The organism is Mycetohabitans endofungorum (genome assembly GCF_002927045.1).
In the GTDB taxonomy this organism is placed as follows: domain Bacteria; phylum Pseudomonadota; class Gammaproteobacteria; order Burkholderiales; family Burkholderiaceae; genus Mycetohabitans; species Mycetohabitans endofungorum.
Map to the genome: position 1 here is coordinate 13637 of NZ_PRDW01000001.1, position 25087 is coordinate 38723.

The window sequence follows — 25087 nt, forward strand, 5'->3', positions numbered from 1 at the left end:
GCGATCCTCAGCCTCGTCGAGCGAGAATCGCGCGAACTCGCTCCAGGTCCGCCGGCGTGTCGACACCAGGCGGCGGCGCGTGTGGCGTAAGCAACACCGCGATCCGTTCCCCATGCCATATCGCCCGCAGTTGCTCGAGTGCCTCGGCGATTTCGACCGGCGCCTGCGAAAGCTCGGGGTAGCGGCGCAGGAAGCCAGCCCGGTATGCGTACAGGCCGATGTGACGATGTACCGCAGTACTCGGCGCCGGCAGCCGCGCGATGTCGACCACGGGCGCCGCGCCATCCTTCGGGCTCCATTGCGGCTGGTACGCATCGCGTGACCACGGGATCGGCGCGCGAGAAAAATACAGTGCGATACCGCGGGCATCGAGGACCACCTTCACGATGTTCGGATTAAAGACCTCTGCCGGATCGGCGATCGGATGGGCGGCGGTGGCAATCGCACAATCAGGATTGGCGGCCAGGTGCGCGGCGACGCCGGCGACCAGCCGCGGCTCGATCAGCGGTTCATCGCCTTGCACATTGACCACCAGTGCGTCGTCGGGCAGACGGCAGGTGTGGACCACTTCGGCCAGCCGGTCGGTGCCGGTCGGATGGTCGGTGCGGGTCAGCAGCGCCTCGATGCCATGCGCTCGGCACGCATTGAGCACGACTTCGGCGTCGGTGGCGATCAACACGCGGCTCGCGCCTGACGCGCGGGCCTGCTCGGCCACGTGTATCACCATGGGCTTGCCGGCTAGGTCGGCGAGCGGCTTGCCCGGCAGACGGGTGGACGCGAGGCGGGCCGGAACGACGACGATGAATGGAACTGCGGCGTGCATCGGATCAGTTGCCGGCCGGCTCGACCGGCGTGCCTTCGACCGTCTGGCGCGCCTCATCGACCAGCATCACTGGAATGCCGTCGCGGATCGGATACGCGAGCTTATCGGCATGGCAAATCAGTTCCTGTGCGTTGCGATCATGGTGCAGAGGCCCCTTGCACAACGGGCAGACGAGGATTTCAAGCAGGCGAGCGTCCACGAAGTTTCTCCACAACGAGCGCAATCAGGCGAGGGTCGAGCGTGGCGTCGACGGGCACCGCCCATAGACGTGAATCACGCCAAGCCGTGCATTTTACCGCATCCTTTTCGGTGATCAGGATCGCATCGGCTGTATCGGTCATGAACGGGTTCTCATCGAAAGGATAGTGGTCGGGCAGCGCGCGTGTCGCGGGCGCGAGGCCGCTCGCACGCAGTGTCGCGAAGAAACGCTCCGGCGCGCCGATGCCGGCAGCGGCCAGCACGCGCTCGCCGGCGAACTGCGCTAGCGGCCGGCGCAGGTGTGGATTATCCAGGTGCCATGCGTCGGCGGGCTGCAGCGTCAGCGCGAAAGTCGACGGCCACGGCGGCAGGCTGCGCCCGTCAGGGTTGTTGATCAACGTTGCGTCGCGGACGCGACTCAGCGGTTCGCGCAGCGGCCCGGCGGGCAGCAGGAACCCGTTGCCCCCTAGTCGGTGGTCGAAAACCACCAGCTCGATGTCGCGCGCGAGCCGATAGTGCTGCAGGCCGTCGTCGCTGACGATGACATCCACTTCCCAATGAGCTTGCACCAGCGCGCTGGCGGCCGCGACTCGGTCCGGACAGACCCACACGGGCACCCCGGTGCGGCGAGCGATCAGTAGCGGCTCATCGCCCGCCAGCGCAGGCGACGACGCGGAGCTGACCGCGGTGGGCCGCACGATGCGCGCGCCATAGCCGCGCGACACTACGCCAGGCGTGAAGCCTGCATCGCGCAACGCCTCGATCAGCGCGATGACGGTTGGCGTCTTGCCGGTGCCGCCGACCGTCACGTTGCCCACCACCACGACCGGTACGTTGATGTACCACGTCTTGCACCAGCCGCGCGCATACGCGAGCCGGCGCAGCGCGCAGACGGCGGCAAACAACTGGGACAAGGGCCATAGCGTGTACGCGAGCATGCCACGGCGCTGCCATTCACGCGAGAACATATGCTCGAGACGGGCGATGATGGCACGGGGCAGTGGCATAGGCATGGCGGTGGTACGCAGATGGAGTAGGGCGTCGGACAACGGCACGGCAGGCCACAACTCTAACGTGGCACAGGCGTGCGCGGCAAGCCGGCTGAAAGGCCGGACCGGGCCGATGCTCGCACGGGGACGCTGATCACTTGTCCATAATGGGTTAGATGCCGGCATACTATCCCCAATTATTGTGGATAACTTTGTGGGAATCTCGGGGTTATCGCCGGTAAGCCCATGGGGCGGAAAGTTTTTCAGTGACTTGCTGCCAACTGGGGCAGTGTACAAAGTCTTGCGTGGCAAAGGTTTGACGCTCCCGTGCGGGGACGGCCGGCCGGTGCGGCACAAAGACCGGTAGAATCGACTGTGTGGACAGCTGCGGCCCCGCCGGGTCGTAGCGGATCCTCCCGTCCCCCAATACCGCCCGATGACAGCAGAATTTTCCCCCTCGACCCCCTTTGTCGGCGGCGACGCGGTGATTCCCGTGTCCGCCTTGAATCGCGCGATCGGCACCCTGCTCGAGCGTGCGTTTGCGCTCGCCTGGATCGCCGGCGAAGTCTCGAATTTTACGCGGGCAGCCAGTGGCCATTGGTATTTCTCGATCAAGGACGATTGTGCGCAGATTCGTTGCGTGATGTTCCGTGGCCGTGCCCAATATGCACAGTTCACGCCGCGCGAGGGCGACCGGATCGAGGTTCGCGCCACGGTGACGATGTACGAGCCGCGCGGCGAGTTGCAACTGAACGTGGAGGCGGTCCGACGCACCGGGCAGGGCCGGCTGTACGAAGCGTTTCTGAAGCTGAAAGCACAGCTTGAGGCCGAGGGCCTGTTCGCCGCTGAGCGCAAGCGCGCGTTGCCGTCGCACCCGCGGACCATCGGTATCGTCACGTCGCTGCAAGCTGCGGCGCTGCGCGACGTGTTGACCACGCTTGCACGGCGTGCCCCGCATGTGCCGGTCATCGTCTACCCGGCGCCGGTGCAGGGCGCTGATGCGGCCGCGCGCGTCGCGGCGATGATCGGCACGGCCAACCGCCGTGCCGAAGTCGATGTGCTGATCGTGTGCCGCGGCGGTGGTTCGATCGAGGACTTGTGGGCGTTCAACGACGAATCGCTCGCGCGGGCAATCGCCTCTAGTGTGTTGCCGATCGTGTCCGGCGTCGGGCACGAAACCGATTTCACGATTGCCGACTTCGCCGCTGATGTCCGCGCGCCGACGCCGACGGCGGCAGCGGAACTGGTCAGTGCGCAGCGCACCGTGCTATTGCGCGAGTTGGACCATCGCCACGCGGCGCTGGCGCGTGGCTTCGGCCGGATGATGGAGCGGCGCGCGCAGCAGTTGGACTGGCTTGCGCGCCGGCTCGTGAGCCCGGCCGAGCGGATCGCCAGGCAGCGCCAGCACCTGCGGCAACTGTCGCTGCGGTTGTGCTCGGCCGGCGCGCGTCCGGTGCGGGATGCGCGCGCGCAGCTGACAATGGTCCAGTTGCGCTGGCAGCGCAGCCGGCCCGACATGGAGCGGGCGTCCGAACGTGTGCAGCGGCTCGGGCAGCGCCTGCGCGATGCACTGCGCAGGCAGCACGAGCGTCGACGCGCGCAGGTATCCGAGCTGGCTGCTCGCACCGAGTTGCTCAGTCCGCGGCGCACGCTGGAGCGCGGCTATGCGGCGCTGATCGACCCGCACAGCGGCGCGGCGGTGCGCGCGCCGGACGCGCTCAACCCGGGTAGCCGCGTAACGGTGCACCTCGCGCACGGCAGCGCGGATCTTGGCATTGCGCACGTGCAGCCTCGCCTGGATGAGGAATTCTAGGGCGGCGTCGGCGCTATCGGCGCTGACTGTTGCGCAGGATCGCGCATTGCCGAGCAGTTCTGACTCATTTACAGGAACAAGCAAAGTAATGCTGCGCATAAAGGGCCGACGATTTGCGAGGTTATTCCAACTCACCTAGAATCGAGTGCTCGGCAGCATGACTCTCCCTGGTCCCCAATCCGTTATAAAGGAAGTTTGCACCATGGCACAACATACGCTCCCCCCCCTGCCGTTCGCGAAGAATGCGCTGGCTCCGCACATCTCGGAAGAGACGCTGGAATTCCACTACGGCAAACACCACCAGGCCTATGTGACGAACCTGAACAACCTGATCCCGGGTACGGAGTTCGAGAACCTGTCGCTGGAGGAGATCGTCAAGAAATCGTCAGGCGGCATCTTCAACAACGCAGCACAAGTGTGGAACCACACTTTTTTCTGGAACAGTCTGTCGCCGCAGGGCGGCGGCGCGCCGACCGGCAAGCTCGGTGACGCGATCAACGCGAAGTGGGGCTCGTACGACGCATTTAAGGAAGCTTTCACAAAGGTGGCGGTCGGCACGTTCGGCTCGGGCTGGGCCTGGCTCGTGAAGAAGGCCGATGGCTCACTGGACATCGTTTCGACCAGCAACGCCGCTACGCCGCTGACGACCGACGCCACGCCGTTACTGACGTTGGACGTCTGGGAGCACGCGTACTACATCGACTATCGCAACGCACGTCCGAAGTTTGTCGAGGCGTTCTGGAACGTTGTGAACTGGGATTTCGCCGCCAAGAACTTCAGCGTGTGAGGCTCGCGCGCGGCATCGCCGCGCGCGTAGTGACGCGTGGTACCCGATCGCGCGCCTTCGTCATCAGGGGCTGGGCGAGCCGGCCGGAAGGTCGATGGGATGCTTTAGAAGGTGTCGTAAGCTCAATACCGCAGGTTCGCGTCCTGCTCACAATCGCAGCATAGCGGCATGTAGACTGTCAGCAAGTTCCGTGCGAAGCAATACGCCGGCGCGGCGTAGGCAGCACGCGGTGCCGGCGTCGGGCGGCGCACCGTTGCGATGCGTACACGTGGGGGAGGGCGTTGCGCGGTGCGCGGCGTGCACGCAGCCCGTGCGCTGCTCAGAGGGTCCCGGCACCGCCATCGTGCCTTCCCGTGCTGCGCACGTCTGGCGCCAGCTGCCCGAAGATCCACGCGGATAATGCGGTGATCACGCCGATGCAGACGAATGTCGCGTGAAATGACGGCAGCGTCTGCGATGGCGCGATGTGTCCGAACAGCGCCGTGAATGTGGCGAGCAGCGCGCCGGCGATGGTGACCCCCAGGCTCATCGACAGCATTTGCACAAGGGAAAACAGGCTGTTGCCGCTGCTTGCCCCTTCACGTCCAAGGTCTTTCAGCGTCAACGTATTCATCGCGGTAAATTGCATCGAATTCACGCCGCCGAAGATCGCCAGTTGTACGAGCCGGACCCACAGCGGCTGATCCGGCGACATCAGTGCAAAGCTGGCCATGGTCGCCCCGACCAGGACGGTGTTGGCCAGTAGCACGCGGCGGTAGCTGTGGCGCATGATCAACGCCGTGACAATGTGCTTGGACGCCATGCCGGCCGCGGCCACCGGCAGCATCATTAGACCCGCATGAAACGGCGTGTAGCCGAGGCTCACCTGCAGCAGCAGCGGCAACAGATAGGGCATCGCGCCGCTGCCGATGCGCGCAAATAGATTACCCAGCAGGCCGACGCTGAACGTGTGAATACGGAACAACTCGAGCGAGAACAGCGGGTGCGGGCTGCGCGTCGCGTGCAGTCCGTACGCCGTCAGGCACGCGAAGGCCAGCACCAGCAATACCAGTACGAACGCGTGCGCCAGCCGCAACTCGGCCAGCCCGTCTAATGCCAGCGTCAATGCCAGCATGGCCACGGCAAGCAACAAGTAGCCCTTCACGTCGAAGCGCCCGACTTTGTCCAGCGGTTCACCGAGCATGAACAGTGCTGTCGCGATGCAGCCCGCCAGGCCGACCGGCACGTTGATTAAGAATATCCAATGCCATGACGCGACGTCGGTCAGCCAGCCGCCCAGCGTTGGCCCGATCAATGGCCCGACCAGTCCGGGAATCGCCACAAAGCTCAGTGCCGGCAGGTAGCGCTCGCGTGGAAAGCTGCGCAGCACGGCAAGCCGTCCGACGGGCAGCAGCATTGCACCGCCCACCCCCTGCACCACACGCGAGGCGATGAGTTGCCAGAGGGCCGACGCGTTCGCGCACATTAGTGAGCCGAGGGTAAAAACGAGGATGGCGCTGAAGAACACGCGTCGCGTGCCGAACCGGTCGGCCAAGAAGCCAGAAATCGGAATCATCAACGCCATCGTCAGCGAGTACGCAATCACCACGGACTGCATCCGCAATGCCGATTCGCCGAGGCTGCGCGCCATGGCTGGCAGCGCGGTATTGACGATCGTCGTGTCCAGCGCCTGCATGAAGAATCCCGTCGCGACCAGCCACAGCATGATGGTTAGCTTGCGCTCCGGTGTAACGGTGTGGCGAATGGGTCGAGACGAGGATCCGGACATGGGCAATCGGACGGTTTCGCAACACAAGCCGCTATTCTAGACGGCTTTGGCCCGTCGCTCGCGCCGCCTACTCAATACGCGCAGCACTCGCGCATCGTCGGCAGCTCGATTGATCGCTGATCGGCGGTGTGGCCGACCTGCGTGATCAGCAGCAGTACGCCGTCGTGAAAACGCACGTTCTCTCGCAGCCTGAACGTCCTACACTGCCATTCGTCGATCGCATGGTGCCGCAGCGGGTCGCACGCCGCGGCGCGCAGCATGCCCGACAGCGCCGCGGCGCGGACAGGGGCATGCGTCATGGGGGGCGGGGCTCAGCGTGCCGACTTCGCGTTGATGACAGCGTCGGCGACATTCTGCGGACTTTCCGCGTAGTGCTTGAACTCCATTGTATAGGTCGCGCGTCCCTGTGTTAGCGAGCGCAACGTGGTCGAATAGCCGAACATTTCGGCCAGCGGCACTTCGGCGCGCACCATCTTGCCGCCTCCCCCTGCGATGTCCTCCATGCCCTGGACGATACCGCGGCGGCTGGACAGATCGCCCATTACGTTGCCCATGAAATCCTCTGGCGTTTCGACCTCGACCGCCACCATCGGCTCGAGCAGCACGGGCCGCGCGCGCCGCATGCCTTCCTTGAACGCGATCGAGCCGGCCATCCGGAACGCGTTTTCGTTCGAGTCCACGTCGTGGTATGAGCCGAACGTCAGCGTCACTTTGATGTCCACGACCGGATAGCCTGCCAGCACGCCGGCCTGCATGGCTTCACGGATGCCCCGGTCCACCGCCGGGATGAACTCGCGCGGAATCACGCCGCCCTTGATCGCATCGACGAATTCATAGCCCTTGCCGTGCGGCTGCGGCTCCAGGGTGAGCACCGCGTGCCCGTATTGGCCGCGGCCGCCGGACTGCTTGACGAACTTACCCTCGACGTCCTGCACCGCGTTGCGTACCGTCTCGCGATAGGCCACCTGGGGCTTGCCAACCGTCGCCTCGACGTTGAATTCGCGCCTCATCCGATCGACCAGGATTTCCAGGTGCAACTCGCCCATGCCAGAGATGATCGTCTGGCCTGACTCCTCGTCGGTCTTGACACGGAACGACGGATCCTCTTGCGCGAGGCGGTTCAATGCGACACCCATCTTTTCCTGGTCAGCCTTTGTCTTCGGCTCGACGGCCTGCGAGATCACCGGCTCCGGGAAGATCATCCGCTCCAGGATAATCACGTTGTTCGGGTTGCACAGCGTATCGCCGGTGGTCGCCTCTTTCAGGCCGACCGCGGCGGCGATGTCGCCGGCGCGCACCTCCTTGATCTCGGTTCGCTCGTTCGCGTGCATTTGTAGGATACGGCCGATCCGCTCTCGCTTGCTTTTGGTCGAATTGAGCACGGTGTCGCCCGAGTTGACGACCCCTGAGTACACGCGGAAGAAGATCAGCTGGCCGACGAACGGGTCCGTCATAATCTTGAACGCCAGCGCGGAGAACGGCTCGTCGTCGGCCGGATGCCGCTCGGCCTGTTCGTCGTCCGGCGTGTGGCCGAGGATCGCCGGCACGTCGACCGGTGACGGCAGGTAATCGATGACCGCGTCGAGCATTGCCTGCACGCCTTTATTCTTAAACGCACTGCCGCATAGCATCGGCACGATCTCATTGGCGATCGTGCGCTTGCGCAGTGCATCCTTAATCTCTTGTTCGGTCAGCGAATGATGATCGTCGAGGTATTTTTCAAGCAGCGCCTCGCTGGCTTCCGCTGCCGCCTCGACCATCTTGTCGTGCCATTCTTGCGCGAGCTTGGCCAGATCGGCCGGGATGTCCCGGTACTCGAATTTCACGCCAAGACTGTCCTCGTCCCAAATAATCGCCTTCATTTTGACCAGATCGATGACGCCCTGGAAATGGTCTTCCGCGCCGATCGGAATCTGGATCGGCACCGCGACGCCGCGCAGCCGTTCGCTGATCTGCCGCTGCACGCGGAAAAAGTCTGCGCCGACACGGTCCATCTTATTGACGAACGCGATGCGCGGTACTTTGTACTTATTGGCCTGGCGCCACACCGTTTCCGATTGCGGCTGCACACCGCCGACCGAGTCGTACACCATGCATGCGCCATCGAGCACGCGCATCGAGCGCTCGACCTCGATCGTGAAGTCCACGTGCCCGGGGGTGTCGATAATATTGATCCGGTGTTCCGGATAGTTGCCCGCCATGCCTTTCCAGAACGCCGTGGTCGCTGCTGACGTGATGGTGATGCCGCGTTCCTGTTCTTGCTCCATCCAGTCCATCGTCGCGGCGCCCTCGTGCACTTCACCCATCTTGTGGCTCACGCCGGTGTAGAAGAGGATGCGCTCGGTGGTCGTCGTCTTGCCGGCGTCAATATGAGCGCTGATGCCTATGTTCCGGTAGCGCTCGATGGGAGTTTTGCGGGCCACTTGAATCTCCTTCTTCGCGATGGGATGGCCGGTCCGGCAGGCATCGGATACCGCGTCCGCCCGACAAACCGGGAAAAACGGCCTGAGCGGGCGCTCAATAGCGCGCACGCTAAGAAACATAGGATAGCGCTGCGCGGGCCGTTTTGCTTGATCCCGATGAGCAAACGCGTTGCCCGATGAGCGGGTCGGGCGGGCAGCGGGTCGGGCGCCGCGGTGGTGGAACGCGATCAGGGCGCGGGCGGCAAGCCGAGCACGCGCATGCCCGGCTTGATGCCCTTTGAGGCGAACCATCCCTTGCTCATCTCGAGCGCGTAGACACCATTGTGGGTCGGACAGTGGTTGTCTTGGGTTTCCGCCTGCATCTCGTCCAGATCCGTGATCGTGCCATCGGCGCGGATGAAGGCGATCGACAGCGGCAAAGGCGTATTTTTCATCCAGAAACAATGGACTGCGTTCTCGTCGAAGACGAACAACATGCCTTCGTTCGGTGCCAGCGACTGGCGGAACATCAGTCCTTGCTCGCGATCGGCCGGGTTCGCGGCAATGGCCGCGTCAACCACGTACATGCCGATCGTCAACGAGGCACGCGGAAATTGCTCGGGGCGCTTCAGTGCGGCCGGCAGCGGTCGCGCCAGCGCGCCGCACGCAGCCAGCGCGAGCGTGACACTGGCCACCAGGGCGGCGACGACACGGGCCAGCGGTGCTGGCCTTGAGGTACCGATGCAAGCCTGCGGTGAGGCGCGGCGCGCTCGCCGGGCGGGCACGCGGAACAGGCGGGACACAGGCAGCGCGGATCGCACCGGAACAACCACGGCAGACTCCTCGTAATGTGAATACGCGCATGTTACGCGAATCGCTGGGCAGTACAGACCAACAAAAAGGCAGATCGCCTTGCGGCAACCTGCCTTTGAATGCCGTCGCAACGGCAGTGCAGCGTCGTTCTTGTGGCTTGGGGAGACGAAAAACTTAGCTCGAAGCCGCTTCCGAAGCAGCGGGAGCCTTCTTCGCCACCTTCTTGTGCGACGTGTGAGCCCTCTTGTGCGCTTCGGTCTTCAAAGCAGCCGCCGGGGCCGAGGCTTCCGGGGCCGACGATTGCGCGAAAGCAGCGGTGGCGAACAGGCCAGCGATGAGGGCAGCGATCAGTTTGTTCATGTTGTTTTTCCTCAAACTTAGTGAATTAACCAAATGACCCGCTTTATGAGTCATGTCAATAAACGCGGGATCCAGCTTTCGGTTGACAGGCTCGTTCGACAATTCGCGCGGGCCCGTTGCTTTCGTGCCATCCTGGGTGCGGTGGGGTGGCGACGTCGGCCGATGCCAGAGCACGCTGTGGCGGCATCCTGGTCAATAATGCGGTGCCCGTCGATCTGGTTGACGCGCGCTTCGGCGAATGGGCGAAAACCCTATGCCGGCAAGCGGCACGGGGGCAGGGACCGGCGCTAGGGCAGCGGCAGGGACAGGTGGCCTGATGTGCGCGTCAGCGCGTGCCGTGCCACGGCGCCGACGGCGGCAGCGCGCGCCATTGGCCGGGCGCCAGGCCGAGCGCGAACACATCCAGCGCGCCGATACCGACGCGGATCAGACGCAGCGTCGGAAAGCCTACCGCTGCGGTCATTCGTCGCACTTGGCGATTACGGCCCTCACCAAGGGCCAACTCGATCCACGTGGTCGGAATCGCGGCGCGATAGCGTACCGGTGGATCCCGCTGCCACAGGCCGGCGGGCGGCTCGATGAAACGGGCGCGACAGGGTCGGCTCACGTAGTCCCCAAGGTCCACGCCGCGCTCCAGGGCGGCCAGTGCCGAAGCGGGTGCAGCGCCGTCCAGTTGTGCCCAGTAGCGCTTGATCAGCTTGTGGCGCGGCTCGGCGATGCGCGCCTGCAGCGCGCCGTCGTCAGTGAGCAACAGCAGGCCCTCGCTGTCCGCATCGAGCCGGCCTGCTGGGTAGACATCGGGCACGTCGATCCATGTGGCCAGCGATGCACGCGTCTCGTGGGCGGAGAACTGGCAAATCGTGCCATATGGTTTGTTCAATGCAATCAGTCGCATGGGCGATGCGCGGGCGCCAGGACCCGTCCCTATGGCAAATGGCCGAATATTAGCGCATAATAGGCAACACTAGTCTTGTGTCTTATATAAGACTAAGGCCATCCGCGGCGCCGTGGTGTCTTGCCGGCGCGCTAGAATAGCGCTTCGCTACGAGCGACCCGCGAAACTTGAGACTCGAGTCTCGGGTGAGGCCGCCGCGAGCTGCCTTAGCAGTCGACGCAGGAATAGCGCATGTTGGCGCGTCGCCGCGCAGCATACTTTCAGCCTGTCCATACCATTGGAGTCGAACATGCCGTATCAGCACATCAAGGTTCCGGCCGGTGAGAAGATCACCGTCAACCCGGACTTTTCGCTCAACGTCCCGGATCAGCCGATCATTCCGTACATCGAAGGCGATGGCATCGGCTTCGACATTACGCCGGTGATGATCAAGGTGGTCGACGCGGCGGTCGAGAAGGCTTATGGCGGCAAGAAGAAGATCGCATGGATGGAGATCTTCGCCGGCGAGAAGGCGACCAAGGTCTACGGGCCAGATGTGTGGCTTCCGGAAGAAACGCTGCAGGTTTTGAAGGAGTACGTCGTCTCGATCAAGGGGCCGCTGACCACGCCGGTTGGCGGCGGCATCCGCTCGCTGAACGTGGCGCTGCGCCAGGAGTTGGACCTGTACGTTTGTCTGCGTCCGGTGCAGTACTTCAAGGGTGTACCTTCGCCGGTGCGCGAGCCCGAGAAGACCAACATGGTGATCTTCCGCGAGAATTCGGAAGATATCTATGCGGGCATTGAATGGGCCGCTCAGTCCGAGCAGGCCAAGAAGGTGATCCAGTTCCTGCGTGAGGAAATGGGTGTCAAGAAGATCCGTTTCCCGGAAACATCAGGGCTCGGCATCAAGCCGGTGTCGCGCGAGGGCACGGAGCGGCTGGTGCGCAAGGCCATCCAGTATGCGCTCGACAATAACCGCAAGTCGGTCACGCTAGTGCACAAGGGCAACATCATGAAGTTCACAGAAGGCGCGTTCCGCGACTTCGGCTATGCACTTGCCCAGAAGGAGTTTGGTGCGGAGCTGATCGACGGTGGCCCGTGGATGAAGATCAAGCATCCGAAGAGCGGTGCCGAGATCGTGATCAAGGATGTGATCGCCGACGCGTTTCTGCAGCAAATCCTGCTGCGTCCGGCCGAGTACGACGTGATCGCGACGTTGAATTTGAACGGCGACTACATTTCGGACGCGTTAGCGGCGCAGGTCGGCGGCATTGGCATCGCGCCGGGCGCCAACCTGTCGGATTCGGTTGCGATGTTCGAGGCGACCCATGGGACCGCGCCGAAATACGCTGGCAAGGACTACGTGAACCCGGGTTCGGAAATCCTGTCGGCCGAGATGATGCTGCGCCACCTAGGCTGGACCGACGCGGCTGACGTGATTATTTCCGCAATGGAGAAGTCGATCTTGCAAAAACGCGTTACGTATGACTTCGCGCGCCTGATGGAGGGGGCGACGCAGGTATCGTGCTCCGGCTTCGGTCAGGTATTGATCGAAAATATGTAACGGCACCCCGCACGGGCGGGCCGGCGTATCGTGCCGGAACATAGAACCCCTGTGGCGCAGACGATGTGCCACAGGGGTTTTTTACGTCGGCGCGGCGCGCGCTGCGCCGGCCATTCGTCGGCCTTTTCACGGTGTAGCGCCGGTCATTCATCAGCCTTTCACGGCGTGGTGCCGAAGGCATGGCGGGCTGTGGTAATTCGCCACTGATCCGTGGCGGTGGCTGAAACTTAATTGAAAGAATGGCGTGGGCGACGGATAATGCCGACCGGTCCGTTCTTCACCGTCGCGTCTGAGACGCTTGTGTCGCTGTTGTCCGATGTCCGATCGTCGCACCCGAAAATTGACCGCCTGGCTCGGCCTGACGGCGATCTGGCTGATCGTCGCGATGCCGCTCGCCTCGCAGTGGCTCAGCCACGCTAGGGGCGGCGTCGACACGGTACTATGCAGTGCGGCCACGACGGGCGAACGGGCCCCGGCCCACGGACCGGCGTACGTGGGCGGGCACCTGGACGCATGCGGCTATTGCAGTCTGCTCGCCCACAGTCCGGCAATCGGCGCACCACAGGTCGCGACGCTCATGCTGCAGTGCCAGCGTGCGGCCGGGCTGCCGGTGATCGATGGCGCACCCCGGCCCGCGTCACGGCATCTTGTTTCCTATCCTCGGGCGCCCCCGGGCGCGGTTTGACGGCTATTCATTTGCTCATTCCGTAACCGACGCCTGCCGGGCCGGCCATCCACTGCCGACCTGGACGGCATGCCATGGGTTGTATGCATGAAATTCACCTTCCTGGATCAGGCGGCGTCGCGTCGCCTGTTCAACGCGCATCTTGTATTGGAAAGCAACCGCTGTCGGCGTTGGGCGCCTTCGGTGTTTGCCGCAGTGGCGGGCCTGTTGGGAACAGCGAGCGCTTACGCGCAAGCTGATGCGTCGCCGCCTGACGCGCCCTCGGCGGGCGCCGCGTCGGTGCTCGTGCCGATCGAGGTCATCGCCAATGCGCCGAAGAATCCGCTGGTCGTGGTGACCGATCCGAAGCAGCCGCGCCAGCCGCTGCCCGCGAGCGACGGCGCCGACTATCTGAAGACGGTGCCGGGCTTTTCGGCGATCCGCAGCGGCGGCACCAATGCAGACGCGGTGTTTCGCGGCATGTCCGGATCGCGGCTGAGCCTGTTGAGCAATGGCGCGCCGATGGTGGGTGCCTGTCCGGGCCGCATGGACGCTCCAACCTCGTATATCGCGCCGGAGAGCTACGATAAGGTGACCGTCGTCAAGGGGCCGCAATCGGTACTCTACGGGCCGGGCGCATCGGCTGGTACGGTGCTGTTCGAGCGCACGACCCGCCGCTTCGACGCGCCGGGCATGCGCTTCGATGGGAGCCTGGTTGGCGGTTCATTCGGCCGCAACGACCAGAATGTCGACTTAAGCGCGGGCGTGCGCGAAGGCTATGCGCGCGTGATGGCTAATCACGCGCATCAACAAGACTATCGCGACGGCAACGGCAAGACGGTGCCATCGCAGTGGGACAAATGGAACGTCGACACGTCACTGGGCTGGACGCCGAACGAGCATACCCGCATTGAAGCGAGCGCCGGTACCGGCGACGGCTATGCACGCTACGCCGGCCGCGGCATGGACGGTGCACGGTTTCGTCGCGAAAGCTATGGTTTGCGTGCCGAGCGCTCGCACCTGGGCGAGGTTCTGGACCGCGTCGAGGCGCAGGTCTACTACAACGATTTCGACCATGTAATGGATAACTTCACGCTGCGCTCGCCGGCAGGCGGCGGCAGGTCCATGCCGATGGCATCTGAGGTGCGGCGGCGCACGTTCGGCGCTCGCAGCGCCGCGACGCTGCGGTTCACGGACCAGTTCAAGTTGGTGGCCGGGGTGGATGGGCAGCATCATGCGCTCGGCAACCGGTCGCTGCAGCGGGCCGCCGCCAACGGCAACGGTTCATGGAAGCCGTCGGCAACCTTGTGGAGCATTGGCGGATTTGGCGAACTGACCTGGTACGCGACGCAGTCTGAGCGGATGGTGACGGGGCTGCGTGTGGACCGCGCTGCGGCACGCGACCGGCGCGTCAACGTTGGCTCCGGCGCGATGCAAGCGCCGAATCCGACGGCCAACGTACAACGCGAGCGCACTTTGCCTGGCGGCTTCGTGCGTTACGAGCACGATCTCGCGACGTTGCCCGCGATGTGGTACGTTGGGATCGGGCATGCCGAGCGTTTCCCGGATTATTGGGAGCTGTTCTCGCCGAAACTGGGTCCGGATGGTTCGGTTAACGCGTTTTCGTCGTTGCGTCCCGAAAAGACCACACAACTGGATATCGGCGCGCAGTACAGCGACGAGCGCCTTGACGCCTGGGTTTCGGCGTATGCTGGCAGCGTGCGGGATTTCATCCTATTCGACTACGTGTCCGGGCCGATGGGGCCGGTCAGTCGCGCGACGCAGGTGGGGGCCCGGACCGTCGGCGGAGAATTGGGGGCCACATGGCGCGCCACGCCGGCGTGGCGGTTCGAGACCGCGCTCGCGTACGCGTGGGGGCGCAACAATGACACGGGCGGGCCGTTGCCGCAGATTCCACCGCTGGAGGCGCGCGTTGGCGCGCACTACCAGCACGGGACGTGGTCGGTCGGGGCGCTGTGGCGCATGGTGGCGGCGCAGCGCCGGTACGTGCCTAATGAAGGAAACGTGGTCGGCAAGGATTTCGGGCCGAGCGCCGGCTTCGGCGTCGTGTCACTGAATGCGCAGTACGCGTTCGGCAAGGCGGCCACGCTGACGCTGGGCGTGGACAACCTGCTCGACAACGCGTACACCGAGCATCTGAACCTGGCGGGCAACGCGGGCTTTGGCTACCCGGCCAATTCACCGGTAATGGAGTCCGGCCGCACGGTATGGTTGCGCCTCGGCGTCAAACTGTAGCGGCGCAGAAAAAGAAAAACCCGGCTCGCAACCGGGTTTTTTCTGCTGCACGAGCAAGCGATTCGAACGATCAGGCTGCCGCCTGAATATTCGAAGCTTGTTTGCCTTTCGGTCCCTGCACGACTTCGAAGCTCACTTTCTGACCTTCTTTGAGGGTCTTGAAGCCGTTCACCTGGATAGCCGAAAAATGCGCGAACAGATCCTCACCGCCTTCGTCCGGCGTGATGAATCCGTAACCTTTGGTGTCATTGAACCATTTGACCGTACCAGTCGCCATCCTACTTCCCCTGTCACTCTTGCCCTTGCTACACGAGCCCGTTCAAAAAGCTCCATGCCATGCGGCCGGATCCCTCTAACAAGCTCACCCGGCATTTTTCCTTCGTGCACGACCGAAAAAAGTGCCAGCTTGATTGTTGGTGGTCTAAAAATCAGTGTCAAGAAAATTTTGAAACGCTCGAAAACCCGTTGTATGGGCCCCCAATGCAGGGCTGCACAACGCGCGATAGTCATCTTGACGTCATATCAACATGCTCTGTCCGATGCCCATGCAGCACGGGGGCTTGAAAAGTCGCATAATGCACCGAGATAACCACGGAACGATGTTTGCGCAGGCAAGACCAGCGCAACGCTGTGCGCGTCGCCGCAGGGCGGGCGATCACCGTTGGCAGGGTGCCGGAGAGGCTGTCGCGCTCTGGTGACGAAAGGATGTGTGCCGCGCCGTATCGGGTGCCCGTTGAGGTTTTTGGCGGGATTGCTTGCGTGGCCGAGTTGTTTAGAATGGGTGTATGGCCATTATCCCGGACAAGCAGGACGGTACAGTACTGGAGCGGCAGGAGCAAAAGGCCAAGCCGCCGTCGATGTATCGCGTGGTTTTGCTGAACGACGATTTCACGCCAATGGAATTTGTCGTGATGGTAATACAGCAATACTTCAACAAGGATCGCGATACCGCGACGCAGATTATGTTGAAAGTGCATCTCGAGGGGCGCGCAGTTTGCGGGGTCTATACGCGGGACATCGCGTCGACCAAGGTTGAGCTGGTTGTAACGCACGCGCGGCAAGCGGGACACCCGCTGCAGTGTGTGATGGAGGAAGCATGATTGCCCAGGAACTGGAAGTCAGCCTTCATATGGCGTTCATGGAAGCGCGCCAGGCGAGGCATGAGTTCATCACCGTCGAACACCTGTTGCTCGCGCTGTTGGACAACCCAACGGCGGCGGAGGTGCTTCGCGCGTGCGCCGCGAATATCGAGGATCTGCGCCAGAACCTGCGCAACTTCATCCACGATAACACGCCGATCGTGCCGGGGACCGACGACGTCGACACGCAGCCAACGTTGGGCTTCCAACGCGTGATCCAGCGCGCGATCATGCATGTGCAGTCGACCTCCAGCGGCAAGAAGGAGGTGACCGGCGCGAACGTGTTGGTTGCGATCTTCGGCGAGAAGGACTCGCACGCGGTGTACTACCTGCAGCAGCAGGGCGTGACCCGGTTGGACGTGGTCAACTTCATTTCGCACGGCATCGCGAAGACCGCGGGGCCGGATGTGGCGAAGGCTGGTGAGTCGCCGGTCGATAGTGACGATGCCAGCGCGCAGCGGGAAACGCCGCTGGCGCAATTCACGCAAAACCTGAATCAGCAGGCACGCGACGGCAAGATTGACCCATTGATCGGGCGGGAACCCGAGGTCGAACGGATGGTGCAGGTGCTGTGCCGGCGCCGTAAGAACAATCCTTTGATGGTGGGCGAGGCCGGCGTGGGCAAGACGGCCATCGTCGAAGGGCTGGCATGGCGGATCGTGCGCGGCGAGGTGCCCGATATCTTGGCGGATGCGCAAGTGTATTCCCTCGACATGGGGGCGCTGCTGGCGGGCACGAAGTACCGGGGCGACTTTGAGCAGCGACTCAAGACGGTGCTCAAGGAGTTGAAGGACCGTCCGCACGCGATCCTGTTCATCGATGAGATCCATACGCTGATTGGCGCGGGCGCCGCCTCGGGCGGCACGCTCGATGCGTCGAACCTGCTCAAGCCGGCGCTGTCCTCTGGCCAACTCAAGTGCATCGGGGCAACGACCTTCACCGAATTCCGGGGCATCTTCGAAAAGGATGCGGCGTTGTCGCGGCGCTTCCAGAAAATCGACGTGACCGAGCCGACGGTCGAGCAGACGGTGGCGATCCTGCGGGGCCTGAAGTCCCGCTTCGAGGAGCACCACGGCGTCAAGTACTCATCCGGCGCGCTGTCGGCGGCGGCCGAGTTGTCCGCACGGTTCATCACCGACCGACATTTGCCGGACAAGGCGATCGACGTGATCGACGAGGCGGGGGCGGCGCAGCGGATCCTGCCCAGGTCCAAGCAAAAGAAGACGATCGGCAAGACGGAGATCGAGGACATTATTTCCAAGATCGCGCGGGTGCCGCCGCAAAGTGTGTCGCAGGACGACCGCAGCAAGCTGCAGACGCTGGACCGTGACCTGAAGAGCGTGGTGTTTGGCCAGGATCCGGCAATCGACGCATTGGCCGCGGCCATCAAGATGGCGCGGGCCGGGCTCGGCAAGACGGACAAGCCGATCGGTGCGTTCCTGTTCTCCGGGCCGACCGGCGTCGGCAAGACAGAGGTGGCGCGTCAACTGGCCTTTACGCTGGGCATCGAGTTACTGCGCTTTGATATGTCCGAATATATGGAGCGCCACGCGGTGAGCCGGCTGATCGGCGCGCCACCCGGATACGTCGGGTTCGATCAGGGCGGGCTGCTGACGGAGGCGGTCACGAAGAAGCCGCATTGCGTGCTGCTGCTCGACGAGATCGAAAAGGCGCATCCGGATATTTTTAACGTGCTGCTGCAAGTGATGGACCATGGCACGTTGACGGACAACAATGGCCGTAAGTCGGATTTCCGCAACGTCATCATCATCATGACGACGAACGCGGGCGCCGAGGCGATGAACAAGGCGACGATCGGATTTACGACGCGTCACGAGACCGGCGACGAGATGGCGGACATCAAGCGGATGTTCACGCCGGAGTTCCGCAACCGGCTCGACGCGATCATCAGCTTCCGCTCGCTCGATGAGGAAATCATCATGCGTGTGGTCGATAAGTTCCTGATGCAGCTGGAGGATCAGTTGCACGAGAAGAAGGTCGATGCGCTATTCACCGACGCGTTGCGCAAGCACTTGGCCAAGCACGGTTTCGACCCGTTAATGGGTGCGCGGCCGATGCAGCGGCTGATCCAAGATACAATCCGCCGCGCGTTGGCGGACGAACTGCTGTTCGGCAAGTTGATGAATGGTGGGCGCGTGATGGTCGACGTCGATGACAACGACAAGGTGCAGCTCACGTTCGACGAGAACGCGGCGCCGCGCAATCCGACAAACCCGGAAACGGCCGAAGTCGAGTGACCGCGGCGATCGCGTAATAACATGGCGCGGGCCACGTCCCGCGCTTTTTTTGTCGCTCAGTGCCGGCCGGTGCTGCCGAAGCCGCCGGCACCGCGTTCGCTGTGCGAGAAATCGTTGACCACGTTGAATTGCACCTGCGCCACCGGTACGACCACGAGTTGCGCGAGCCGCTCCATCGGGTTCAGCGTGAACGCGGTCCCGCCGCGGTTCCACGTGGAGATCATCAACTGGCCCTGGTAATCGGAATCGATCAATCCTACCAGGTTGCCGAGCACGATGCCGTGCTTGTGGCCCAATCCGGAGCGCGGCAAGATCAATGCCGCATAACCTGGCGTACCGATATGAATGGCCAGGCCGGTCGGCACCAGCGCGGTGGCGCCCGGTTGCAGAACCAGCGGTTCGTCGAGGCAGGCGCGCAGGTCCAGACCGGCGCTGCCGGCAGTGGCATAGGCCGGCAGGGCGTCCTGCATGCGCGGGTCGAGAATCTTTAGGTCGATGTTCATCAATCAGTCGGTAGTGGGAGTAGCGGGGCGTGCTGGCATCGTGACATGCCCTATGACATGCCGCCGCGGTGCCGGTGCGGTACGACGCGATGGTACGACAAGCACGCAAAAGACTCGATTATGCCGTCTTGGGCGTTTGCGCGGCCAGATCGAATGCCTGCGCAAGCAATTCATACGAACGCAGGCGCGCCTTGTAGCTGGCTGCGACGGTTAGCACAATCAACTCGTCGGCGTTGAACTGCTGCTGAATCTCCAGCATACGCGGTACCACCGACTCTGGTGTGCCGATGATGCTGCGCGGTCGTTCACGCTCGATGATGAGCCGTTCGCGTTCGCCATATGTCTGCTCGAGTGCTTGCTCAACGGTCGGGATCGGTTCGTTCAAACCATACGCCATTTGCACGCGGCGCAGATCGACGGCCTTTTCCAGCGCGCCGGCCTGTTGCTCGGTATCCGCGCAAATCACAAAAACCGCGGCGGCCAAATAGGGGTGAGTTTCAAACCCGGGTTTGAATTGCGTCCGGTACGCTTGCGCAACCGTGTGGCCGAAGAACGCGTTGATGAAGTGCGCGAACGCAAACCGGATGCCGAGTTGCGCGGCCAGCGCACCGCCGAAGTCGCTCGATCCGAGTACCCACAACTGCGGCCGCGTTGCGACATGGGGTTGCAGCAGCACGTCTTGTGCGAGCGAGTCCTCGGCGAGTTGCCCGCGAAACAGCCCGGACAGTTCGGTCACTTGCTGCGGGAAAAACTCGCCACGATTATACGAACCGGACGCGACGGCCTGCGCGGTGCGCATATCGCCGCCGGGCGCGCGGCCTACAGCCAGATCGACCCGCCCGGGGAACAACGCCTCGAGCATCATGAACTGCTCAGCGACCTTGAACGCACTATAGTAGGGCAGCATGATGCCGCCCGAGCCGATTCGGATGCGTTGCGTAACGCTGCCCAGGCGTGCGAGCATCACTTCCGGTGCGGGATTCGCCACCGAGCGCAAGCCGTGATGCTCCGCGCACCAGAAGCGGGTATAGCCCAGTTGGTCGGCAAGCTGCACGAGTTCGACGGTGGCGGCAATGGCATCGGCGACCGAATGGCCGTCGATCACCGGCGTTTGATCGAGTACTGACAGTCGAGTCATATGAGGACCGGAGAGCGTGCCGTACGTGTGGCGAGCCGAGGGGCGACGTGCGCGCGGGCGTGATTTACGCGAAAAGACTGCCCGGCACGCGCTGCGCAATCTCGTCGACCAACGTGCGCGCGAGTGATTGTTTGTCCGCGCGCGGCAACGGTGTCGAGCCAATTGTGTCGAATAGTACGACTTCGTTGTCATCCTTGCCGAATGTCTTCGGCCCCAGGTTGCCAATCAGCAGCGGGACGTTCTTGCGCCGCCGCTTCGCTTCACCGTTCACGCCAAGCTCGCCGCTTTCCGCCGCGAAACCGACGCAGTAAGGCGGCGAGGGCAACGCGGCGACACTGGCGAGGATATCCGGGTTCTCGACGAAGTCCAGCGGTGGCGCCGGCTGACCGGCGGCCTTCTTCAGCTTGTGATCGGACACCTGAGTGGCACGCCAGTCGGCGACCGCGGCAACGGCGATGAAAATGTCGGTGTCGGCGATGGTCGCCATGACCGCATCGTACATTTGCTGCGCGGTCTGTACGTCCTCCCGGCTCACGCCCCACGGCGTGGCGAGCGAGACCGGGCCGGCGATCAGGTGCACGCGCGCACCGGCCTGCGCCGCGGCGCGCGCGAGCGCGAATCCCATCTTGCCGCTCGAACGATTGGTGATGCCGCGGACCGGATCGATCGGCTCAAAAGTGGGACCCGCCGTGATCAGTACGCGCTGTCCCGCCAGCTTCTTCGGCTGAAAGAATGCGACGATGGCCTCGTACACCGCTGCGGGTTCGAGCATGCGGCCGTCGCCGATCTCGCCGCAAGCCTGTGGGCCGGCATCCGGGCCGAGCACTGTGATGCCATCCGCGCGCAACTGGGCGACGTTGCGTTGCGTCGCGGGGTTTTGCCACATCTGGCGGTTCATCGCCGGCACGACCAGCAACGGGCAGTCACGCGCCACGACCAGCGTGGACAAGAGATCGTCGCACAGCCCATTGGCTAGCTTGGCGATGAAGTCAGTCGATGCGGGAGCGATCACGATCGCGTCCGCGCGGCGCGACAGGTCGATGTGTGGCATGTTGTTATCGATCCGTGCATCCCACTGGCTGGTGTAGACCGGATGGCCGGACAGTGCCTGCATCGTGACCGGCGTGATGAATTGCGTGGCCGCTTCCGTCATCGCCACTTGGACGGTGGCGCCGGCTTGGGTCAGCATGCGCGTAAGCTCGGCCGACTTGTAGCAGGCGATGCCGCCTGTCAGTCCAAGCACCAGATGTTTGCCCGCAAGATCCATATCGTTCCTTCCGCTATTGCGTGTGTCCAGTGCCGGGATTGTCTCCCGATCTAGGTTTTCAGCGCACCGCGCGCACGCGCCTAAGCTCGTCGAGCACTAGCAGCATCGCACCAATCGTGATGCCGCTGTCGGCAATGTTGAACGCCGGCCAATGCCAGCCGCCGACGTGAAAATCAAGGAAGTCGATCACATGGCCGTGCACCAGCCGGTCAATGACGTTGCCTAGCGCGCCGCCGAGAATCAATGCCAGAGCGGTGCAAAATAGTTTCTGCCCGCTGTGGCGCTTGAGCAACCAGGTGATCACCAGCGCGGCGACGATGCCCAATGCGGTGAATGCCCAGCGCTGCCAGCCACCGGCAGTCGCCAGAAAACTGAACGCGGCACCACGGTTGTAGATCAGCAGCAAATTGAAGAATGACGCAACCGGATGCGGGTCGCCGTACACGAACAGACGCAACACCGCGATTTTGGACAATTGGTCAAGCAAGATCACGATCAACGACATGCCCAGCCATGGCATGAGCGTTGCCGAACGGGCGGCGTTGCTAGATGAGGTCTTCGCCATTTATGCCATGCTCCGGTGTTCGCCGTCCCCGAATAGGTTCGCCGTGCAGCGCCCGCACAGCGTCGGATGCTCGGTGTTCGTGCCCACTTCCTCGCGGTAATGCCAGCAGCGCTCGCACTTCGGGTACCGGGACGCGATCACGTCGATTGCCTCGTCGGCCTCGTTGTCAACCTTGATCAGCCGCGCCGCAGAGGTGATCAGCACGAATTTCAAGTCGTCACCGAGGCTCGCGAGGGTATCGTAGCGTGCGCCATGTGCGCGGATCTCGACTTCGGCCTGCAGCGACGAGCCGATCCGACCGGCTTCGCGCGCCGCTTCGAGCGCCTTGGTGACATCGCCGCGCAATTGGCGCACGAGCGCCCATTTATCCAACAACGCCGCGCCGTCGGGCAGCAGCGGATAGACGTAGTACGTTTCAGTGAAGATCGTCGTGCGCCCCGGCTGGAAGATCTTCCACGCTTCCTCCGCGGTAAACGACAGGAAGGGCGCGATCAGCCGCAGCAACCCATGCGTGATGTGGTACAGCGCTGACTGTGCGCTGCGCCGCGCGTGCGAGTCGACTGCCGACGTGTACAACCGGTCCTTGAGTACATCAAGATAGAAGCCGCCGAGGTCTTCTGAGCAGAAGGTCTGCAGCTTGGCCACGACAGGATGGAATTCGTACGCGTCATAGTGGTCGAGCGCCTCCTTTTGCAGCGCTGCGGCGCGTGCGAGTGCGTAGCGGTCGATCTCGAGCCACTGTTCGGGCAGCACCATGTTTCGGCTCGGGTCGAAATCCGACAGATTCGCTAGCAGAAAGCGCAGCGTGTTACGGATCCGGCGGTAGCTTTCGACCACGCGCTTCAGGATCTCATCGGAGATCGACAGTTCGCCAGAGTAGTCGGTCGAGGCCACCCACAGGCGAATAATCTCGGCGCCGAGCTTGTTCGAGACTTCCTGCGGCGCGATCACGTTGCCGACCGATTTCGACATCTTCCGGCCTTGTCCGTCGACCGTAAAGCCGTGCGTCAACAGCGCCTTGTAGGGTGGTCGGCCATCGAGCATCGAGCCGGTGAGCAGCGACGAATGGAACCATCCGCGGTGCTGATCCGAGCCTTCAAGGTACAGGTCGGCGGGCCACTGCAGCTGTTGGGCGTGCGAGCCGCGCAGCACATGCCAGTGCGTTGTGCCGGAGTCAAACCAGACGTCCAGCGTGTCGCGGTTCTTTTCATACAGGTCGGCGTCGTCGCCGAGCAACTCGCGCGCATCGAGCGATTGCCATGCCTCGATGCCATGTTGTTCGACGCGTTGCGCAACCTGTTCGAGCAACTCCAGCGTGCGAGGGTGCAACTGGCCCGTCTCCTTGTGCACGAAGAATGCCATCGGCACGCCCCACTGGCGCTGGCGCGACAATGTCCAGTCGGGTCGATGCGCGATCATGTTGTGCAGTCGCTGCTTGCCCCACGCTGGATAGAACGCAGTGGCCTCGATGCCGTCGAGCGCGGTTTCGCGCAGCGTCTTGCCGCCACCGACGGGTGTCAGGTCCATGCCGGCAAACCATTGCGACGTCGCGCGGTAGATGATTGGCGTTTTGTGCCGCCAGCAATGCATATAGCTGTGCGCGTAATGGTTCGTGTGCAGCAACGAGCCGGCATCGCGCAACGCGTCGACGATCTTCGGGTTCGCATCCCAGATCGACAGGCCGCCGAACAGCGGCAACGATTCGATATAGCGGCCGTCGCCCATGACCGGGCTCAGGATGTCGTCATCGTCGATGCCATGCGCCTTGCACGACTGGAAGTCCTCAATGCCGTAGGCCGGCGACGAATGTACGACGCCGGTGCCGGAGTCGAGGGTCACGTAGTCGCCAAAATAGACCGGCGCAGTACGCTTGTAGCCCGGGTGCAGGTTGGCGAGCGGATGGTGGAAACGGATCCCGCCCAGCGCGGCACCCGGCGCCGACGCGATCACCGTGCCGTCTAGACCGTATGTGGCTAGGCACGGCTCGACGCGCTCGGAAGCCAGGATCAGCAATCCGCGCGGCGTATCCACGAGGCTGTACGACAGCTCTGGATTGACGTTCAACGCCTGGTTCGCGGGAATGGTCCACGGCGTGGTGGTCCAGATCACGATTGCGCCGTCGGCACCGGGCAACGACGGCATCCCGAACGCCTCGGCGATCCGGTCGGGCTCGGCAAAGGGAAACGCGACGTCCACGGCGGGATCGACACGGTCCTTATATTCGACTTCCGCCTCGGCAAGTGCCGAACCGCAGTCAAAGCACCAGTTCACCGGCTTCAGGCCGCGGAACACATAGCCCTTCTCGAGAATGCGCGCGAGTGCACGGATTTCGTTCGCCTCGTTCGCGAAGTTCATCGTGCGATACGGGTTGTCCCAATTGCCGATCAACCCAAGCCGGCGGAAATCGGCCTTCTGGCGCTCAATCTGCTCGGCGGCATACTCGCGTGCGTTACGTTGCACCTGCTCGACCGGCAGCGACTTGCCGAAGCGCTTCTCGATCTGGATTTCGATCGGCATGCCGTGACAATCCCATCCGGGTACATAATCCGCGTCAAAGCCGGCCATATTGCGTGCTTTGACGATCATGTCTTTCAGGATCTTGTTGACTGCGTGTCCGATATGGATATCCCCGTTCGCATAGGGCGGGCCGTCGTGCAGCACGAACTTCGGTCGCCCCCGGCTGGCCTGTCGAATCGCTTCGTACACCTTGTTCTGTTGCCATTGCTGGACCCATTGCGGTTCGCGTTTGGGCAGGTCGCCGCGCATCGGAAACGGTGTGTCAAGCAGGTTGACAGGGTACTTGGAAGGCTGCTTGGAATCGGCTTTTTTGTCACTCATGATTGGGATGGTGGAGAAGTTCGGCGGCCGCTGACTGCGCATGCCGGTCGCATCGGCGAAGCACGGCA

General features: G+C 63.2%; 22 protein-coding genes. 7 read left to right on the forward strand and 15 right to left on the reverse strand.

Annotation, left to right across the window (positions count from 1 at the left end):
- Positions 1-7: 7 nt before the first annotated feature.
- Genes kdsB through lpxK form a run of 3 tightly spaced genes read right to left on the reverse strand, consistent with a single transcriptional unit; the run spans position 8 to position 2028 of the window.
- Positions 8-823 carry a 3-deoxy-manno-octulosonate cytidylyltransferase gene (kdsB, locus tag B0O95_RS00080; RefSeq protein WP_104076065.1) on the reverse strand — a complete coding sequence of 272 codons (816 nt, stop codon included), beginning with the start codon at positions 821-823 and terminating at the stop codon, positions 8-10.
- 4 nt (positions 824-827) lie between these two features.
- The gene (locus B0O95_RS00085) at positions 828-1022 is read right to left on the reverse strand and encodes a Trm112 family protein (RefSeq protein ID WP_104076066.1); all 195 of its coding nucleotides are present in this window, start codon (positions 1020-1022) and stop codon (positions 828-830) included.
- Positions 1003-2028, reverse strand: coding sequence for a tetraacyldisaccharide 4'-kinase (lpxK, locus tag B0O95_RS00090; protein WP_104076304.1), 1026 nt, complete (start codon positions 2026-2028; stop codon positions 1003-1005). The genes B0O95_RS00085 and lpxK overlap by 20 nt, the downstream gene beginning before the upstream one ends.
- 418 nt (positions 2029-2446) lie before the next feature.
- Here lpxK and xseA point away from each other — a divergent pair, with 418 nt between their 5' ends.
- A complete protein-coding gene (xseA, locus tag B0O95_RS00095) occupies positions 2447-3823 on the forward strand; it encodes an exodeoxyribonuclease VII large subunit (RefSeq protein WP_104076067.1) in 1377 nt (458 codons plus the stop codon).
- A gap of 202 nt (positions 3824-4025) precedes the next feature.
- A complete protein-coding gene (sodB, locus tag B0O95_RS00100) occupies positions 4026-4610 on the forward strand; it encodes a superoxide dismutase [Fe] (RefSeq protein WP_104076068.1) in 585 nt (194 codons plus the stop codon).
- A gap of 319 nt (positions 4611-4929) precedes the next feature.
- On the opposite strand, the gene mdtD is transcribed toward sodB, so the two are convergent.
- The 6 genes from mdtD to B0O95_RS00130 form a co-directional block, all read right to left on the reverse strand.
- The gene (gene mdtD, locus B0O95_RS00105; protein ID WP_104076069.1) at positions 4930-6378 is read right to left on the reverse strand and encodes a multidrug transporter subunit MdtD; all 1449 of its coding nucleotides are present in this window, start codon (positions 6376-6378) and stop codon (positions 4930-4932) included.
- Positions 6379-6449: 71 nt separating this feature from the next.
- Positions 6450-6677, reverse strand: coding sequence for a hypothetical protein (locus B0O95_RS00110; RefSeq protein WP_104076070.1), 228 nt, complete (start codon positions 6675-6677; stop codon positions 6450-6452).
- Positions 6678-6689: 12 nt separating this feature from the next.
- The gene (fusA, locus tag B0O95_RS00115; protein ID WP_104076305.1) at positions 6690-8801 is read right to left on the reverse strand and encodes an elongation factor G; all 2112 of its coding nucleotides are present in this window, start codon (positions 8799-8801) and stop codon (positions 6690-6692) included.
- A 227-nt stretch (positions 8802-9028) separates the two neighbouring features.
- Positions 9029-9523, reverse strand: coding sequence for a DUF192 domain-containing protein (locus B0O95_RS00120; RefSeq protein ID WP_104076306.1), 495 nt, complete (start codon positions 9521-9523; stop codon positions 9029-9031).
- 244 nt (positions 9524-9767) lie between these two features.
- Positions 9768-9953, reverse strand: coding sequence for a hypothetical protein (locus B0O95_RS00125; protein ID WP_104076071.1), 186 nt, complete (start codon positions 9951-9953; stop codon positions 9768-9770).
- Between the two features lie 325 nt (positions 9954-10278).
- Positions 10279-10848 carry a pseudouridine synthase gene (locus B0O95_RS00130; protein ID WP_104076072.1) on the reverse strand — a complete coding sequence of 190 codons (570 nt, stop codon included), beginning with the start codon at positions 10846-10848 and terminating at the stop codon, positions 10279-10281.
- A gap of 289 nt (positions 10849-11137) precedes the next feature.
- On the opposite strand from B0O95_RS00130, the gene icd reads away from it, so the two are divergent.
- From icd to B0O95_RS00145, 3 genes are all read left to right on the forward strand, one after another.
- On the forward strand, positions 11138-12391 hold the full coding sequence (gene icd, locus B0O95_RS00135) for an NADP-dependent isocitrate dehydrogenase (RefSeq protein ID WP_104076307.1): 1254 nt from the start codon (positions 11138-11140) through the stop codon (positions 12389-12391).
- 340 nt (positions 12392-12731) lie between these two features.
- Entirely contained in the window at positions 12732-13076 is a 345-nt protein-coding gene (locus B0O95_RS00140) for a DUF2946 domain-containing protein (protein ID WP_158249429.1), read from the forward strand.
- 87 nt (positions 13077-13163) lie between these two features.
- The gene (locus B0O95_RS00145) at positions 13164-15311 is read left to right on the forward strand and encodes a TonB-dependent copper receptor (RefSeq protein WP_104076074.1); all 2148 of its coding nucleotides are present in this window, start codon (positions 13164-13166) and stop codon (positions 15309-15311) included.
- A 70-nt stretch (positions 15312-15381) separates the two neighbouring features.
- Here B0O95_RS00145 and B0O95_RS00150 read toward each other — a convergent pair whose 3' ends face one another.
- Positions 15382-15588 (reverse strand): cold-shock protein, encoded by a 207-nt coding sequence (locus B0O95_RS00150; protein WP_104076075.1) that lies wholly within the window; start codon positions 15586-15588, stop codon positions 15382-15384.
- 508 nt (positions 15589-16096) lie between these two features.
- Here B0O95_RS00150 and clpS point away from each other — a divergent pair.
- Together clpS and clpA are read left to right on the forward strand one after the other, a co-directional pair.
- A complete protein-coding gene (gene clpS / locus B0O95_RS00155) occupies positions 16097-16411 on the forward strand; it encodes an ATP-dependent Clp protease adapter ClpS (protein ID WP_104076076.1) in 315 nt (104 codons plus the stop codon).
- A complete protein-coding gene (clpA, locus tag B0O95_RS00160) occupies positions 16408-18708 on the forward strand; it encodes an ATP-dependent Clp protease ATP-binding subunit ClpA (RefSeq protein ID WP_104076077.1) in 2301 nt (766 codons plus the stop codon). The genes clpS and clpA overlap by 4 nt, the downstream gene beginning before the upstream one ends.
- A 56-nt stretch (positions 18709-18764) precedes the next feature.
- Here clpA and dut read toward each other — a convergent pair whose 3' ends face one another.
- The 5 genes from dut to ileS form a co-directional block, all read right to left on the reverse strand.
- A complete protein-coding gene (gene dut / locus B0O95_RS00165; protein WP_104076078.1) occupies positions 18765-19211 on the reverse strand; it encodes a dUTP diphosphatase in 447 nt (148 codons plus the stop codon).
- A gap of 118 nt (positions 19212-19329) precedes the next feature.
- The gene (locus B0O95_RS00170; RefSeq protein ID WP_104076079.1) at positions 19330-20349 is read right to left on the reverse strand and encodes an LLM class flavin-dependent oxidoreductase; all 1020 of its coding nucleotides are present in this window, start codon (positions 20347-20349) and stop codon (positions 19330-19332) included.
- A gap of 64 nt (positions 20350-20413) precedes the next feature.
- Positions 20414-21616: a bifunctional phosphopantothenoylcysteine decarboxylase/phosphopantothenate--cysteine ligase CoaBC gene (gene coaBC, locus B0O95_RS00175; RefSeq protein ID WP_104076080.1), complete on the reverse strand. Its 1203-nt coding sequence runs from the start codon at positions 21614-21616 to the stop codon at positions 20414-20416.
- Positions 21617-21674: 58 nt separating this feature from the next.
- The gene (gene lspA / locus B0O95_RS00180; protein ID WP_104076081.1) at positions 21675-22181 is read right to left on the reverse strand and encodes a signal peptidase II; all 507 of its coding nucleotides are present in this window, start codon (positions 22179-22181) and stop codon (positions 21675-21677) included.
- On the reverse strand, positions 22182-25019 hold the full coding sequence (gene ileS / locus B0O95_RS00185; RefSeq protein WP_104076308.1) for an isoleucine--tRNA ligase: 2838 nt from the start codon (positions 25017-25019) through the stop codon (positions 22182-22184).
- Positions 25020-25087: the final 68 nt, after the last annotated feature.

Bases quoted from the DNA above. Each gene is read 5' to 3' on its own strand.
- kdsB (WP_104076065.1), bottom strand. From the start codon at position 823: ATGCACGCCGCAGTTCCATTCATCGTCGTCGTTCCGGCCCGCCTCGCG.
- lpxK (WP_104076304.1), bottom strand. From the start codon at position 2,028: ATGCCACTGCCCCGTGCCATCATCGCCCGTCTCGAGCATATGTTCTCG.
- xseA (WP_104076067.1), top strand. From the start codon at position 2,447: ATGACAGCAGAATTTTCCCCCTCGACCCCCTTTGTCGGCGGCGACGCG.
- sodB (WP_104076068.1), top strand. From the start codon at position 4,026: ATGGCACAACATACGCTCCCCCCCCTGCCGTTCGCGAAGAATGCGCTG.
- mdtD (WP_104076069.1), bottom strand. From the start codon at position 6,378: ATGTCCGGATCCTCGTCTCGACCCATTCGCCACACCGTTACACCGGAG.
- B0O95_RS00110 (WP_104076070.1), bottom strand. From the start codon at position 6,677: ATGACGCATGCCCCTGTCCGCGCCGCGGCGCTGTCGGGCATGCTGCGC.
- B0O95_RS00125 (WP_104076071.1), bottom strand. From the start codon at position 9,953: ATGAACAAACTGATCGCTGCCCTCATCGCTGGCCTGTTCGCCACCGCT.
- B0O95_RS00130 (WP_104076072.1), bottom strand. From the start codon at position 10,848: ATGCGACTGATTGCATTGAACAAACCATATGGCACGATTTGCCAGTTC.
- icd (WP_104076307.1), top strand. From the start codon at position 11,138: ATGCCGTATCAGCACATCAAGGTTCCGGCCGGTGAGAAGATCACCGTC.
- B0O95_RS00145 (WP_104076074.1), top strand. From the start codon at position 13,164: ATGAAATTCACCTTCCTGGATCAGGCGGCGTCGCGTCGCCTGTTCAAC.
- B0O95_RS00150 (WP_104076075.1), bottom strand. From the start codon at position 15,588: ATGGCGACTGGTACGGTCAAATGGTTCAATGACACCAAAGGTTACGGA.
- clpS (WP_104076076.1), top strand. From the start codon at position 16,097: ATGGCCATTATCCCGGACAAGCAGGACGGTACAGTACTGGAGCGGCAG.
- clpA (WP_104076077.1), top strand. From the start codon at position 16,408: ATGATTGCCCAGGAACTGGAAGTCAGCCTTCATATGGCGTTCATGGAA.
- dut (WP_104076078.1), bottom strand. From the start codon at position 19,211: ATGAACATCGACCTAAAGATTCTCGACCCGCGCATGCAGGACGCCCTG.
- B0O95_RS00170 (WP_104076079.1), bottom strand. From the start codon at position 20,349: ATGACTCGACTGTCAGTACTCGATCAAACGCCGGTGATCGACGGCCAT.
- coaBC (WP_104076080.1), bottom strand. From the start codon at position 21,616: ATGGATCTTGCGGGCAAACATCTGGTGCTTGGACTGACAGGCGGCATC.
- lspA (WP_104076081.1), bottom strand. From the start codon at position 22,181: ATGGCGAAGACCTCATCTAGCAACGCCGCCCGTTCGGCAACGCTCATG.
- ileS (WP_104076308.1), bottom strand. From the start codon at position 25,019: ATGAGTGACAAAAAAGCCGATTCCAAGCAGCCTTCCAAGTACCCTGTC.